Raw genomic sequence first — 14439 nt, 5'->3', positions numbered from 1 at the left:
GGACGTTTACCGCCCCTGAGCCTGCGCCACAGGAGGTCCCGGGTACTAAGCGTCACGCTGCATCCACTAAGACCAGCGCCAGTCACTTGCACCGCGGCGCCGTCATCGACTGCTTGAAGGGCGGCCATGTGTGCCGCCTGGTGATGCCGGAGCATCCACTCCACGGGAACAGCTTCGGCTCGGCCGGGACCATTACGCCTCTGGTTGATGTGTGGCTCGATGAGGGGCGGTTGCCTCGCTACATGCGAACGGTGCCGAAGGGGGAGCGATGAGCCGCAAGGATCGGCTGTTCCGCATCGCCAACCGGCTCGGCAAGGTGTCGACCGGCAGCGCCGAAGCCGACCGTGCCATTCATGAGGCGCTAGACCGCACTGGTCCGATCCTGCCCCACACTACCGACGACGTCGCGGCGGAACAGCTGCTCCCGCCCGGCTTCGAGTTGTATGACGCTACCTATGCCGGCGCCCGTGTCTATGCGTCCTGCCGGCGGAGCGGTGCTGCGGACCGAGATCCTCGGTCGCTTGCTTGAGGCGAGAGGTTGCTACTTATGCACCCATAGTGCCCCCACGAGATAGGGGCACTATGGGTGCATGGTGGGGGCACGGCGCTCGGCTGCTACCCTAGCTTCAAAACAACAGCTGTTCACCTACAGGTAGAACACGATGCTTTGCTCCACTCCTCATAGCGTGTTTTCTTGACATAGCTTGGTATAGCATAGCTTGGTATAGCCAGGCATATCGCGTAAACGCGAACCTGGGCAGGGGCTCTGCCCCGTGCACCCTGCCAGGGGAAAATCCCCTGGACCCCTTGCCTTCATGGAAGCCGATCGACGTGTCCGACCTGCCCGCCCCGACCGCGCTGACCCCAGCCGAGGCTTTAGCCTCGACTGGCCGTGGCGCTCGTCGCGGCCGGCCCAAGGCGCTGCCGGACGACGCGCTGCGGTCGGTGGTCCTCGCCTGCCGGGTGGACCCGGCCACGGCGGAGGCGTTCACTGCTCGCGCTGACGCACACGGCCAGGAGCGGGCGACCCTGCTTGCCCGCTTAGTGGCCGAGGAACTGGCCCGGCCGGCGCCGAGACGGCGCGGCCCACGTCGCCCCTCCGTCGACGTATCGGCCTTGGTTGCTGCTCTCCGTCAGATCGAGGACGAGCGCGGCGAGTTGCGGGAGGGTCACGGCGCCCTAGTGCGGCTGGCCCGGTTGTCCCGCGAGGGCGGCGACAGCCAAACGCATCAGCATGCCGAGGCCGTTCTCGCGCGAGTAGACCGGGCGGTTGAGCGGCTAGACACCCTGACTGAGCAGGTGGTTACCGTAATCGAGCGCGCCTCGGGAGGTAGCCGTGATTAGCGGCGCCACCCGCGTCAGCGCTGGTCGAGCCTCGGCCAAGCATGTCGGCTCCCATCTTGCCAAAGAGACGGGGCAGGTCTCCACGCTGCTACCCGGGCGCGGCGTGTCGGGCACGACGATCCACGCCCAGGTGCGGCTATTGGCCGCGCTGGCGAGCGATCTGCCGAGCCAGGAGCCTTTACTGCACGTCCATTTGGACCCTGCCGTTGGCGAGAACCGGCCCGAGGTCTTGGCTGCCTGGTGGCGTGCCTTCGAGACCGAGTTCGGATTGGGCCGGGCCCGGTACTGCGCTGTCCAGCACGCCAAAGCGCAAGATCGCCGCGACACCCACGAGCACCGCGTCTACGAGCGCCGCAACGATCGAGGGCGGGTGGCGAACGTCAGCCACGACTACCTGCGTCGGCAGCGGATCACGGTTGAGGTCTGTCACCAGTACGGCCTCGCCTGCCCGCCACTTGCTCACGCAAAAGCCGTGGTGGCCGAGCTTGAGCGCCGCGGCCGCGCTGACTTGGTGGAGTTTGTCCGCGCTGCTGGCGAGTTGGACCGCAACCGCCGAGTTGCCCCGATCACCCCGCGCGAGCGAATGGCCGAGACACGCACCGGGATCACCAAGCGGGAGATCGGCGCCGCAGTCCTCTCCGCCTGGCAGACGTCGGATAGCGGCGCCTCGCTAGCGGCTGCCCTGGCTGATCGCCGTCTCGTGCTGGCGCAAGGGGACCGAGGCGTTGCCGTAGTCCTTGATCCGTCTGGAACCGCTCACCCGTTGGCCCGGCTGTTGGGTGCTGCGAGCAAGGCAACGACCGGCCAGCGGATCAGCGCGGCAGCCGTCCACGCCCGCCTTGCCGGCTTGTCCCTGCCGCCTGCTGAGCAGGCCCGGCTGATGGCAAAGCGCCCGGCTGCCCCGATTACCAAGGTCCCCAAGGCCCCGCAGGATGCGCCCAAGGCGCCTATTCCCAAGGTTATCCCGCCGACCCCGCCCAGGCCCGCGCCTGCTGCGGTCGAGGCTCGGCCAGCCACCCGGCGGGCTGCGGCTCGTGCTGCGGCCTACGCTGCTGGCAGGGTGGCGCCCCCGGCTACCGCTGCGGAGGCGGAAGCGCGGTTGTCGCGGCTGCTGGAAGCGATGGCTGCGGCCACCCAGCAGCAGAACCGACCCCCGCGCTTCGCAGGGCGGCCGAGACCCGTCCCTCCGACTAGCGGCACCGTCCGGCATCGCACCCCGCATACGGCGCTCGACCAAGCTGCACCGGCCCGGCCCCAGACTCGTGCCCAGGCCGCAAGCCGCGAGGCGCAGCGTCAGCAGATCGCAGACACCCTCCAGGCTGGGTGCGTCCGGGGCTGGGACCGGCTGGCGGGAGAGATCGTCAGCCTGCGCGCCCAGCTGCACCGCGGCGGTCAACGGCAGCCCAAGGTGACGTACACCCCTCTGACCGAGGAGGCCGCGTGGCGGCGGGTACTGGACGTGCAGCTTGGGGCGTACCTGCGGCGGCAGCGCCACCTTGTAGCCAACTGGGAGGCAACGGACGGCTGGACCGCGCACCTCGAGGAGGCACGGCAGCGTCGGGCGACCTTGGCAGCGACGGACGCACTCGGCGGAGCCCTCGCCCCACTGTGGCGGCTAATGCGGATCATTCGGATTGTGCGGCTTGATCGCCAGATTGCACGGGCAGAGGGGGCGCTTGCCAGCCTACAGGGCGAGCGGGACCGCTCCACCGACCATCTGCGGCACCACCCGCGCGGACGACAGCTCATCGAGGCCACGATGACGAACGCACCCCGGCTGCTGGCAGAGCTAGCGGCGCTGCGGGCGGCGGTGGCCCAGATGGCCCCGGTTGCCGCCCAGCCGGCTGCCAGTCGTCCAGCGGCCTCCGGGGCTACTCATACCGGCCGACCGGTAGGGCCAACTCCCGACCTGCGTCGACGTCCCGACGACGACGAGCCGCCGCCAGTGCCGCCTCGGCCACGTTAGAGGTGGCAACACCCACGCCGTAACCCACGGGAGTTACGCCGGCCAGCTGTTTGAGGATGCCAGGTGCTTTGTGGAGTTGCCGGGGCTCCACAATGGAGAGTCTATGAGGTCAGCGCCACACCTTCAAATGCGTCACTGCCAGGGGAGATCACACATTGAAGGTATTGCGAAAATTTTTCAGAGTTGATGATAAAACTATCATACCTCTCCGCGTACGACTTTCTATTGCAATTATATGGGTGTCTTGTGGACTCACAGTAGTTTGGGCTGATATTTCCTTCGCCCACAAATTAGCTGCTGTTGGTATCTACTCTGTTGTTTTAGGTTCGGCTATATTATTTTGGGAAACCATAGAAAAAGAGGAGGTGTTCATAATTATTGCTAAACAAATTATTGCTGCTGGAAAAAGCCCTAAATTGACCATACACGATATAATGTACACAACATTTTTTATGCTGTTTAATGCTTTTGTGCTTGTGATTTTTATAGCAATTGTTGTATCTGTTTTCATTAACACAAAAAACTATTCCTCTCTATATAAAAACATCGCTTTGCTTATTTCGTGGGCTACAATACCAAATTTATTGGTTTATCTATCGACAAAAATTTCAAGAATCCTCTTCTATAGAAAAGCACAAATGCTCACCAACGAAAAATCGGATTACCATGTTTTTGAGGTTAAAAAAACAGCTCGCTTTACAGGGTTTGTTCTTTCTGCAATAGGAGCATTTCTTCAGCTGCCTTTAATTTTAAAAGGATAGTTGGAGGGACACTCGGCGTCTGGGCCTTTCTCCTCGTCAATAGTGTCAGAAGCGCAGACCGGCCGGTGGCTGTACGTCGCCGAGTTGCGCCTCGTGCCGCGCCTTGCCTTCTCTGCCCAGAGCACTGTCATAGACAGATACCAAGAACTTGGAGAGCATGAGCGCGCTCCCTCGGAACTCTGCATCTGCTGAGACCTTTGCGCGAAGGCCGACTTGGGGACCGGGTCCTGGCTCGATGACGCGAAGGCCTTCGATTCTGTAGCCATTCGCGTGGCAGGACCAACTACATCAGATCAGCAAGGCCGAACTTGCCGCATGGGCGACTGGCGGTTCCATCGCCCCCGACTTCCGGGCTTTTCTCTACCGCGCCGGGTCTAGGGTTCCCGAACCAGTCACCTCCCCGAGACAGGCGGGCAGGCATCACGACGATCTTTCTCTAAGTTGGCAATCTGGGTATTGGCAAAATGCCAATTGCTGACCTATCTTAGAGGGGCGGGGCGACGAACCGGATGCGAGAGCGCCCCCTGGCCGCAGAGATGCGGTGCCCACGCTAGGTGGGCCGAGGCGCAAGCCGAAGCGGTGGCCGGACCTGACTACCCAAGGGCGCCTCCGGGCGCCCTTTTGGTTTTCAGCGCCTCGTGGCGACGGGCTTCCCCAAGAACACGTTGCTGACTAGCGCTATGAACCCCGTGCGCCCGATGGTGACAGGCGCCGGGATGCCTTTCCCTTGAGGGTAGGCACTCTCCACAGTCAGTTCGATGTCCTGCATCCGGCTCCGCTCCTGTGGAGCCCGGCGGATTTCGAAGAAGATGTGGTAAGGGCCGTCATGCCCCTGCACCGTCGTCGAGTGCAGCCAGTTCCGGCGGGCGCCAGTCTGGTAGATTTTCGCTTGCGGTTGGTTCAGCCCCTGAATGGCGGTCGGGAGGTGCGCGGACAGGCCGTAGCGCACCTGGCAGAAGACGCGCTGGCGGCTCCCCTCGTCGACAATCACCGGCTCATCGGCCAAGTGTGCCTCCGGGTCGAAGCCTTCCGTGAAGCAGTGCGTGGTGAAGCGCACATGTACCGACACAAGGCGGCCGACCTTGTGGCTGTCCACCATGACCTTGAACGGCTCAAGGTGCGCGAAGCTGTATTCCTGCCCCCGGATCGTCAGGGGAGCGAAATAGGGCTTAGAGGTAGTCACGACATGGGTTCCCTGCTTCCGCAGGGTAGTGGCCCTGCCGGACCCCGCCGCCTGCGGGGCAAACGGATTTATCTGTCACGACTAGGCCGGTGCACTGCACAGGCCACTCTGTGCGGCCCGGCCATGCTTATCGGCTCGAGGAGGAGAGGGGCGCCCCTTGCTCTGTCATGCCGCGGCCTTGGAAGCCTTCACTGGTTCCGCTGTCCAGACGGCAGCAGTGCCCACGTAGTCGCCACCGCCCGGCACACGCGCGCGCCGCTTGATCGCATGTCCACGCCCGCGCATCACCTCGCCCACGAAGGCACCGGCCGCCTGCATCGCGAAGTCGCTGAGGCTTGGAAACTGCGTCCGCAAGTCGGGGAGGAGCCCAGTAAAGGCGGGGAGGTCGGCCTTGGAGAAGGCAGCGTAGATCGGATAGCGCGATGGCTCCTTCGCCATCGCCTCGATCGCCGCGCCCTCCGTGGTGAGCCTGTAGGTCTTGTATCGGTCGCCAGCCATGGGTGCTTCTTCCCTTGGACAATATTGCCTTTCACAACGTAGTCTAATGCCGCCTTGTCTACAACAAAATATACGATATAGAAACAAACTCTGGGCGTCTCGTTAGACCAAGCCCCAACGGGACGCTCCTCCTGCCCAAAACAGAGCCCCACACACATTGTAGGTTGCGGTTTTGGGGCGATAATCCCAAAACTCTAAGACTTTTTGGGACGGCGCGCATGGATATCGGGTACGCGAGAACGTCTACAGCGGAGCAGAAGGCGGGACTGGAGGCGCAGGAGCGCGACTTGCGTTCAGCCGGCTGCGAGCGTGTGTTCAGTGAGCGCGCGTCCTCTGTCGCTCACCGCGCCCAGCTCGACGCTGCGATTGAATTCCTCCGAGAGGGCGACACGCTGATCGTCACCAAGCCCGACCGGCTTGCCCGATCTGTCGCTGATATGCTCGCTATCGTCGCCCGGCTGGAGGCGAAACGTGTGGCGCTGCGCGTGCTGTCCATGGGCGGATCGGAGGTGGACACGCGCACGCCCACCGGTCGCCTCATGCTCACCATGCTCGGCGCCGTGGCCGAGTTCGAGCGAGCCCTCATGTTGGAGAGGCAGCGCGAGGGTATCGCCAAGGCCAAAGCCGAGGGCCGCTACATCGGGCGAGCGCCGACAGCTCGTCGACAGGCTGCGCAAATTCTGGCGTTGGCCGGCAAGGGCTTGAAGCCTACGGCGATTGCGCGCCAGCTCGGGATCGGCCGTAGCAGCGTGTACCGAGTGCTGGATGCATCAAGTAGCCAATCAGGAGGCGAGACGCAGGGCCACCCCTGCTAGAGACGACGAAGCCCCGCCGGGTGCAGCCGGCAGGGCCTCTAGGCGAACGCCAGACCCTAATGCGGGAGATCCAACGTGAGTAGCAGTGTATCCGCAGCGCCTGACTGCAGCAAACCCACAACTGCCGGAGGTCGCCGCCAACGTGCCCCGTCTACTAAGCCGCTGGCGGTACTAGCGCGGGTTGACGCGCAATTTTGCGGCGGGTTTTTCCGGCCGCTGCAACGAGGGCGGGGGGACCGCCTCCACGGATTTCAGCGTGAAATCCACTATCGCGGCCGCTGGTTGCGGATTACGTCGGCCTACGAGTTAGGAGCGGACGACCTAGGAGTGTTTCTGGCGTTGGCGGGGCAGGCTGGCCTGATCCACTACAATCCTCTCGCCACCCAGGGCCTGGACGACCGCGGGCGTCTACGAGGTGGCTTCACCAAAAACCTCCCCTCAGACGAGCGACAGCTCGTCTTCAGCCTTTTTTTGGAAAAGAGGGCCCAAGGCGGCGGCATCGGCGACGTAGACGCGGCGCAGCGCCTGGTGGCACAGGGCAATAGATTCTATCTCGCTCCTACGCGGCACACTCTTCTCACCGAGGCTGGCCTGTCTAGCAGTGGCTCCGCGTACGAGGCGATCGGTGATTGCCTCGAGCGACTGAGTGCGGTGCATCTGACCGACCTGGGATCCACTGGACAGAATGAGAGGCGCGCAACGCGCCGCAGTGGAGACGAGCTACTGGCCTACGAAAATCGTGAGGGCGATCCCCGCATCCACGTCCTCCTGAACGCAGCTCTGGCCGAGCCGATAATTGGCCGTCCGTACGTTGCTGTAGATCTACGCGAGATGCGTCAGCTCGGAGACGTCGGCCGAATACTCCACACGTACCTCTGCGCCGACGTGCACCAGGGCAGCAATCGCACATACGCAATCGACGACCTCGTTGCCGCCGTATACGGAGCCGCAGGGTCTATTACGTCCGCCGAACTCAGGAAGCGCAGATTCAAACTCCGGCACCACGCCCTTGGCTCAACAGCTCTAAACAAGGCTGGGCGGCGTCGAGACGACGGCCCCAAGGTTATTGCTGATCTGCGTGGCTGGGCAATTGAGTGGGGGGAGCAAAGCGCGACCGTCACGATTCGCCGCCCTCAGATGGCCCCAGCTTCGATCAAGGGCGTTCCTGAAACCTCGCGTTAACCCCTCATTGGGGCGAGGACGGGGCGGCGCGCGTCTGTCGCGCCCCTTTCTGCCGCCAATCAAGCGGCCAGAAACTAGACGATACGAGGTTTCGAGAACGCTCGACACGAGGTTTCGGGAACGCGGTACGAGGTTTCGGGAACGCCCCCCCCCTTCTGGTACGAGGTTTCGGGAACGCCAGTGCGAGGTTTCAGGAACGCCTCCCTACTTTGGTACGAGGTTTCGGGAACGCTAGTACGAGGTTTCGGGAACGCTAGGTGCCGCTCAGGCCTTCCCAGAGCGTCTTTGCACCGAGGTTTCGGGAACGCTCGTGGGCACTCAAGCTCCTGAATTTGAACAACATTCAGACTTATCCACACCCCCATACTAAGAAGAATATTAAAAAGAATACTAAGAGTGCGGGGATCCATCCTCTCAGCAGGCGGCGCATGGCGCCGCACGAACACCTATCATGCTGCTCTAGAGGACGGAGCGCACCTGTGGCGCGCAATCTCTGCCTTACACGCTGCCTACGGCAGCGCTCTGGGGACGGGAGCTACCCTCCCGGCCGCGCTAGTCGCGTGGCCTTCCCCTTTGGGCATGGAGGAAGCTGGTGGTTCTGGTGAGGCTATTTGCGCCATGTTCGTGCATAGAGGTGCGCTAGACTCTATGTGGCTGTAGCGGCTGAGTAAGGCCTCCCCAAAAGTGTTGGCCGAATATGAAGCGTCGATCGGGACCTCCGCACACAAGGAGGAGCTCTGAGCGTCTCGCCGGAGCGCATGCGGCTGAGGTAGGGCGACTTCAGGAGGAGCTCGCAACCGCTCGGCAGATGGCGGCCGACCGGGAGGCCCAGATACGGGCTGACCTGGCCGCGGCCACGCTGAAGGTCGATGCCGCACAGGCTGAGCTAGCGGCAGAACGTGTCCGGGCTGCGGTAGCGGCTGAGGAAGCCAAGGGGCTTCGGGAGGCACTGACCGAGGCCCGGCGGCCATTCTGGCAGCGGTGGATCGGATGAGCGACACCCTCATACCGCCTCCGCCCGAGCGGCCCCAGCTCGTCGAGGCGGCTGCTCAGGGGCGGCTAGGCGGCCCGTCCTACACCTACCGAGGCGCCATGATTGACTGCCAGAAGGACGGCCAGAGCTTCGGCTCGGCCGGGACCATCACGCCGCTAGTCGACCTATGGGTCGATGAGGGGCGGCTGCCCCGCTACATGCGAGCGGGGCCCAAGGCGGCGGCGAAGCGATGAACCCGGCCCGACCAGATCGGTCATGGTATGAGGCGTATGCTGGGAAACCATGGCGCGTCGCTCTTGCTGGGATTTTGGTATGTCTCGCTCTGCTGTTCTTCGGCGTCGCTTTGGGTGGCGGTAGTCGGGAACACATCGTTCCCGTTGGTACACTCGTCGCAGCGATTATCGGCGGCGCCATCGCATTGGGCCAACTTCAAGTCGCCCGGCAGCGCCACGACGCTCAGACTGAGGCGGACCTCCAGCGGCGCATTACTGAGAGCTTCACGAAGGCGGTCGAACAACTCGGGAGTGAGCACCTCCCGGTCCGTGTAGGTGGCATCTACGCGCTGGAACGCATCTCGCGGGAGAGCAGCGAGGACTACTGGACCGTGATGGAGACGCTAACTGCCTTCGTCCGGGAGCGTGCACGTTGGAAAGAGCTGGGCCCGGCAGATGACACATCGTCGGAGGCGCGGCACGAGGTTCCAACCGATGTTGCGGCGGTCCTCAGTGTGATCAGGCGCCGCAGTCAGCAAAACCGGCAAAATTGGGAGCGGGAGCAGCGCGAAGGTTGGCGGTTAGATTTGAGGTCAACCGACCTCCGAGGAGCCGACCTCGGAAAAGCGCACCTTGAACGGGCCATCCTCAAAGAAGCCTGCCTCAACAAGGCCAACCTTGAGGGAGCGTATCTCAGAAAGGCCGACCTCTCGGAAACGCACCTCAAAGGTGCTTCCTTCTGGAAAGCGTACCTCGAAGAGGCCGATCTTTGTGGCGCTCATCTCGAAAGGGCCATCTTCATGCAAGCGCATCTCGAAGAGGCTATCTTTTGGACAGCTCACCTCGAAAGGGCCAACTTCAGGGGAGCACATCTCGAAGGAGTCCTCCTCATAGATGCGCACCTCGAAGGGGCCGACCTCAGAATGAGCATCGACCTGCCACAAGACCAAATTGACGTGGCTTTCGGGAATGCAGAGACCCAGCTGCCCGAGGGCATGGACCGTCCGGATCACTGGAAATAGCCGGCAAAAACATTTGCGCTGCGAGTGAGATGGACCCCTTCAACCGCCTGTTCCGCATCGCCGACCGGCTCGGCGAGGTGCCGACCGGCAGCGCCGAGGCCGACCGTACCATCCATGAGGTGCTAGGCCGTACCGGCCCGGTTCTGCCCTACACGACCGACGACGCCGCTGCCGAGGATCTCCTCCCGCCCGGCTTCGAATGGCGCGACCCCACCTATGCCGGCGGCGGTGTCTATGCGTCCTGCCGGCGGAGCGGCATGGATGGGGAATGGCCGCACCCGCACCACGGGCAATGGGGCGCCACTAAATCCCTCGCCATGTGCGCGGCGGTGCTGCGGGCTTGGTCGACGGTGGCGAGGTGAAGTTATGAGATTTGAAAAAGAACAAAACACGAGGATATAGCTTACGCTTATCTGTCAATCGTACATGAATCATCAAAGATGCTATCAATAGTTGTTGCGCTTTCAATAGTTGCTGTTCTTGGATTTAGCGGAAACATATTTGCTAGTGTAGAACCAGACCTATTAAATATAAAAAAGGCTTTGCTTGTTTTTCCGGCAAAATGTTTATGGTATTCGTAGGATGTGTATTCTGTAGAATGGTATTGATAATGATGCCACTGAATATACGTTTGATGATAAGTGTAAGATTAGAGGTAATTTTACTATCGATCGTTACTATAATGATTCTCATGTGCACTGCAGGTTATTTTTACTTTTTGTTGTCATTCTATGAGGAAATAACGAAAATTACAGTTTCTGCCTCAAAATAGGATTGAAAAGACTCCCTTGCGATAACCAACCCTCACCGCAAGCGAGTCAGCGCTGCCGCAATCGGCAGCGCACAAAGAGAAGCCGCCCCGTGGTCCCGGATGGCGGCTTTGAAGGTGGGGTCTGGAAACCCTCGACGTTCCAGCTTCAGAGGCTGGTTGCGATACCGCACCACTACGAATGCGATATGGTAATAACGTAGTCGAGATCTAGCCGAACCTCCCTTACCGCAAGGGAGCCGGCACCTTCAGCCCCAACCGCATCGCCGCAGCCTCCAGCAGCGCCACGTCGCCAGCCCGCCACTGCTTCCCGGTCATGAGCTTGACGGCCTCGGCCGGCGACATGTCGATCGCCGCGCCGATCGCGGCTGGAGTGCTGATGCCGCGATCATGTAACGCCTGGCCGACCAGCATGCGTAACCGGATAATCTGCAACCGCTCGGCATCGCGCTGCCGGCGCTCATCGGCCGTAATCTTCGGCTTTGCAGGCGGGGGGTCGAAGGATGAGTTCATGCACAGAAGCTGGGTGCTGTAGCACCCAGCTTCACTGCGGTCATTAATCGGGGGGACGCGTAGAGGGCAATCAGAACTGCCGCCGGGGGGATGGCAAGGCCCTCTCCGCTGCCGCGACTATGGCTTATGGCTATCAACCAAATACAGTCACACAAGCGAGAGCGGCAGCAGACGCAGTATGCGCTAATTCATGTTATTAAACTTATAGTTGATTAAACATGAGAAAACATCCCACATAAATGTTCCGAGTACAGTTTGATGTGATATTATCTCAACTATAAGTTTTAGTTTGAGGGTAGCTTACTATGGGTTGTGCGAATCGATGCCATTTTCCCATATTTATTGAGCCAGCGATGTCGGGGGGCACCACTGGTTGTAGCAACGGCGTCGATGTCCGGGGGGGCGTCGGCGTCGTTGTCATGGCTAAAGGTCAAGCGTTCGCCAGCCGCAGCAGCAGCAGGCCAAGGAAGCGGCCCGCACCCGACAGGCCGTTGCTGATCTGCTATCCCGGCCGCGCTCTGAATTCCCGAGTGTCCCCGTCAGGTTTGCCGGGCGCGAGGTTCCTCCGCATGTGGTGGATGCGGCCTGGACAGCGGTTCGCCTAGCGCATCATCAAGCGGGGCGGCCCGAGCACTTTGACCACCTCGGCTGGCTGGAATGCTGCCTTCCTGCCGCCATCGAGGCGGAGCGGCAGCGCAAGCTCGACATGCGCCCTCTGCCGATCTTTGACGCCAATGGCGGCAGGAAGGCGGGTGAGGCGGCCCGGCGCGATGTGCCGCGCGAGCTAACGGCGCCGCTGATCCTGGGCGACTGACCATGCCGCCCGCCGCGCCACTGCCGCCTTCGCCTGACCGCCCGCGAACGGAGGCCGAGCTGCAAGCCGAAGCCCTGGCCGCATTGCGGGCGGCGAAGGCATTGGCGGCGTGCCTCGCGGCGTGGCGGCCAGAGCGGCGGGAGTGACGTTCCGCCTTCCCAAAGTACCGGCGCCGGTTACTTTCCCAACTACGCGGCGCCGCGTAGTTTCGACTGTAGTTAGCGGCCCCTTTGAAGGCTGGCGGCTCTGCGCGCATAGCGGATGCGCTTTTTGGCGGTCTTCCGGCTGCGCTTGGGTCTTAGACGCACGGCAAACTCCCCTGGTTCACCAGGGGTGAACGGCGCTGCGCAGCGAAGGTTAGCGCGCCATCCGCATCTGTGGTGCCCAATGGCCGATCCTGGTTATCAAACGGTTACAAAGTGTCTGGGCGCGTAGCGGCAGTGATGGCAGTAGGTCTGGCGGTACGCGCTGCCGCGCCGGCTTCCTTTGAGTTCACCAGCATGGTGTTGTCCCTATAATGTCCCGGTCATGTCCTGGCGGCAGCTTGGACAGTGAACCGGACAGGCCGGAAGTGGGCGGGACACTATGCTGGACATGCCCAGGGACAATGACCGGGACATGAGGGACAGCGTGACGGATAGTGACCCGGACATTCGGTGGATGACCTATGCCGAGGCTGCCCGCGTCCTTGGGGTCAATCCCGAGAGTGTCGCCAAACGGATGCGCCGAGGAAACTGGGCGCGGCGTTTGGGCAACGATGGCAAACCGCGGGTGGGCGTCCCAGTCAGTGTCCTGCCTAGCGTCCCGGTCTCTTTTCTGCCTGTCCCGGTACCTGTCTCTTTGGATGACCGGGACAATGTCCCAGACATTGCTGCAGATCCAGAGCCTTATGTCCCGGACATAAAGCATCCATCGAATGCGAAGCCGGACATGGTGGATCCTGTCCGAGTGCTTGCCGATCGGCTGGAAACCGAGACAGAGCGGGCCAATCGGCTTGAGGCAGAGCTACGGGAGGTGACAAGCCGGGCGGCAGCGGCCGAGGGCGAAGCAATAGCGCTTCGGGAGGCTGTTGGGTACGCCCGAGCCCAAGCGGCGACTGACCGAGCAGCTCGTGACCGAGCTCAAAAGGAGCTTTCGACCCAGGAGGCACAGCAAGCCGTACTACAGGCGCGGCTGGATAGCGCCCAAAGGGATGCCGAGCTGGCTGCCAAGATAGATGCCTCGGTTCGCCAAGAACTGGAGGTGCTCAAGGCTGAGCGGGACACCGTCGAGAAGCTAGGCTTCCTTGGCCGGCTGGCGTGGGCGCTACGCCGCAACCGGGGCTGAACGGGATGACCAGCTTCAGCCGCCTGATCCGCATCGCTGACCGACTGGCGAAGGTCGAGGCAGGCAGTGCCGCAGCTGATCAAGCCATCCATGATGCCATTGGTCGCGCTGGCCAGGTGCTGCCCTACACAACCAGGGACGAGGCAGCACAGCGCTTGCTGCCACCAGACTTCGAGTGGATGGCGGTCACCTACTCGGCTGGATGGGTCTATGCGCCCTGTCGTCGCTCTGGCCTCGATAATGGGATGTCCCATCCGCATCATGGGCAATGGGGACGGACCCTGCCGCTGTCCATGTGCGGGGCGGCGATGCGGGCTTGGGGGAAGCTGGCTAAAGGCTGAAAGCCGACGATGCACTGATGTCGGCCGATCGAACCGACTTAGGCTACGCCTGCCACTGCCGAGGTCAGCGCGAATAAGCTGAACGGCTTGTGGATCACCGGCACCGCAGTATGCCCTCCGGTGTCGCAGTTGTTGCCATACCCCGTGGCGATCACAAATGGCACGCCGAGCGACACCAGCCTGTCCGCCACCGCTTGAACCCGCTGACCGCCTAGGTTCAAGTCCAGCACGGCGGAAGTCAGCCCCCCGTCCGACATGGCAACCTCAATCATGGCCAGGGCACGCTCAACCGTGTTGGCTGTTCCAACGACCTCAGCACCAGCATCGAGGAGGCTGTCCTCGATCAGCATGGCCACGAGAGCTTCGTCTTCCACCACCAGAACTCGTTGTCCTGACAGATCAGCGACGCGTTCTGACATCAATGCGCTGTACATTGCGGACGCCTCCCTGACTTCAAGATGCTGTTCTGAAGAGAGAATATTCAGCTGGAGCCGACGTCAGCTATCTATGGCCCTTGGCGAATAGAGGTCTGTCCCGTTTCGCACGCCTGCCGAGGCAAGCGCGCTCACCTGAGATAACCTTCGTCCGCACTATAAGCGGTGGTCAGCAACAGAGCCGCTGGCGATGTGCGGGGGGGCGGTAATGCGGGCCTGGGCGGTGCTGGCGGAGCGTCGGAGACGCGCTGTTGCTTGCTAGGTC

16 protein-coding genes and 1 pseudogene are annotated in these 14439 nt (G+C 62.1%); 13 read left to right on the top strand and 4 right to left on the bottom strand.

Annotation, left to right across the window (positions count from 1 at the left end):
* Positions 1-268 precede the first annotated feature (268 nt).
* The 5 genes and pseudogenes from AC5JJ6_RS19245 (at position 269) to AC5JJ6_RS19225 (ending at position 4071) form a co-directional block, all read left to right on the top strand.
* Complete coding sequence (locus AC5JJ6_RS19245; protein ID WP_496043602.1) at positions 269-529, top strand: hypothetical protein; 261 nt, start codon at positions 269-271, stop codon at positions 527-529.
* Between the two features lie 278 nt (positions 530-807).
* On the top strand, positions 808-1344 hold the full coding sequence (locus tag AC5JJ6_RS19240; protein WP_496043601.1) for a hypothetical protein: 537 nt from the start codon (positions 808-810) through the stop codon (positions 1342-1344).
* A pseudogene (locus AC5JJ6_RS19235) lies at positions 1337-1726 on the top strand (hypothetical protein); the annotation flags it as partial. The gene AC5JJ6_RS19240 and the pseudogene AC5JJ6_RS19235, both read left to right, overlap by 8 nt.
* Before the next feature lie 201 nt (positions 1727-1927).
* Entirely contained in the window at positions 1928-3310 is a 1383-nt protein-coding gene (locus AC5JJ6_RS19230; RefSeq protein WP_496043603.1) for a hypothetical protein, read from the top strand.
* 155 nt (positions 3311-3465) lie between these two features.
* Positions 3466-4071: a hypothetical protein gene (locus AC5JJ6_RS19225; protein ID WP_496043600.1), complete on the top strand. Its 606-nt coding sequence runs from the start codon at positions 3466-3468 to the stop codon at positions 4069-4071.
* A gap of 628 nt (positions 4072-4699) precedes the next feature.
* On the opposite strand, the gene AC5JJ6_RS19220 is transcribed toward AC5JJ6_RS19225, so the two are convergent.
* Positions 4700-5254: a YjaZ family protein gene (locus AC5JJ6_RS19220; protein ID WP_496043599.1), complete on the bottom strand. Its 555-nt coding sequence runs from the start codon at positions 5252-5254 to the stop codon at positions 4700-4702.
* 165 nt (positions 5255-5419) lie between these two features.
* Positions 5420-5752, bottom strand: coding sequence for a hypothetical protein (locus AC5JJ6_RS19215; protein WP_496043598.1), 333 nt, complete (start codon positions 5750-5752; stop codon positions 5420-5422).
* Between the two features lie 218 nt (positions 5753-5970).
* Here AC5JJ6_RS19215 and AC5JJ6_RS19210 point away from each other — a divergent pair, with 218 nt between their 5' ends.
* The 5 genes from AC5JJ6_RS19210 to AC5JJ6_RS19190 all read left to right on the top strand — a co-directional run bounded on the left by AC5JJ6_RS19210 (position 5971) and on the right by AC5JJ6_RS19190 (position 10339).
* Positions 5971-6567, top strand: coding sequence for a recombinase family protein (locus tag AC5JJ6_RS19210; RefSeq protein ID WP_496043597.1), 597 nt, complete (start codon positions 5971-5973; stop codon positions 6565-6567).
* Between the two features lie 327 nt (positions 6568-6894).
* Positions 6895-7749 (top strand): replication protein C, IncQ-type, encoded by an 855-nt coding sequence (gene repC, locus AC5JJ6_RS19205; protein ID WP_496043596.1) that lies wholly within the window; start codon positions 6895-6897, stop codon positions 7747-7749.
* Positions 7750-8739: 990 nt separating this feature from the next.
* Positions 8740-8976 (top strand): hypothetical protein, encoded by a 237-nt coding sequence (locus AC5JJ6_RS19200; RefSeq protein WP_496043595.1) that lies wholly within the window; start codon positions 8740-8742, stop codon positions 8974-8976.
* A complete protein-coding gene (locus AC5JJ6_RS19195) occupies positions 8973-9977 on the top strand; it encodes a pentapeptide repeat-containing protein (protein ID WP_496043594.1) in 1005 nt (334 codons plus the stop codon). Before AC5JJ6_RS19200 ends, AC5JJ6_RS19195 begins: the two co-directional genes overlap by 4 nt.
* A 29-nt stretch (positions 9978-10006) precedes the next feature.
* Complete coding sequence (locus AC5JJ6_RS19190; protein WP_496043593.1) at positions 10007-10339, top strand: hypothetical protein; 333 nt, start codon at positions 10007-10009, stop codon at positions 10337-10339.
* 632 nt (positions 10340-10971) lie between these two features.
* Here AC5JJ6_RS19190 and AC5JJ6_RS19185 read toward each other — a convergent pair.
* Complete coding sequence (locus tag AC5JJ6_RS19185; RefSeq protein WP_496043592.1) at positions 10972-11259, bottom strand: hypothetical protein; 288 nt, start codon at positions 11257-11259, stop codon at positions 10972-10974.
* 571 nt (positions 11260-11830) lie between these two features.
* Here AC5JJ6_RS19185 and AC5JJ6_RS19180 point away from each other — a divergent pair.
* The 3 genes from AC5JJ6_RS19180 to AC5JJ6_RS19170 all read left to right on the top strand — a co-directional run bounded on the left by AC5JJ6_RS19180 (position 11831) and on the right by AC5JJ6_RS19170 (position 13740).
* Complete coding sequence (locus AC5JJ6_RS19180; RefSeq protein ID WP_496043591.1) at positions 11831-12073, top strand: hypothetical protein; 243 nt, start codon at positions 11831-11833, stop codon at positions 12071-12073.
* 660 nt (positions 12074-12733) lie between these two features.
* Positions 12734-13399, top strand: coding sequence for a hypothetical protein (locus AC5JJ6_RS19175; protein WP_496043590.1), 666 nt, complete (start codon positions 12734-12736; stop codon positions 13397-13399).
* Positions 13400-13404: 5 nt separating this feature from the next.
* Complete coding sequence (locus AC5JJ6_RS19170) at positions 13405-13740, top strand: hypothetical protein (protein ID WP_496043589.1); 336 nt, start codon at positions 13405-13407, stop codon at positions 13738-13740.
* A 38-nt stretch (positions 13741-13778) separates the two neighbouring features.
* Here AC5JJ6_RS19170 and AC5JJ6_RS19165 read toward each other — a convergent pair whose 3' ends face one another.
* Positions 13779-14174 (bottom strand): response regulator, encoded by a 396-nt coding sequence (locus AC5JJ6_RS19165; RefSeq protein WP_496043588.1) that lies wholly within the window; start codon positions 14172-14174, stop codon positions 13779-13781.
* Positions 14175-14439 lie beyond the last annotated feature (265 nt).

Source organism: Skermanella sp., from assembly GCF_059503625.1.
Note: the sequence above shows the minus strand (reverse complement) of the source record. Positions and strands in the feature narration are given on the sequence as shown.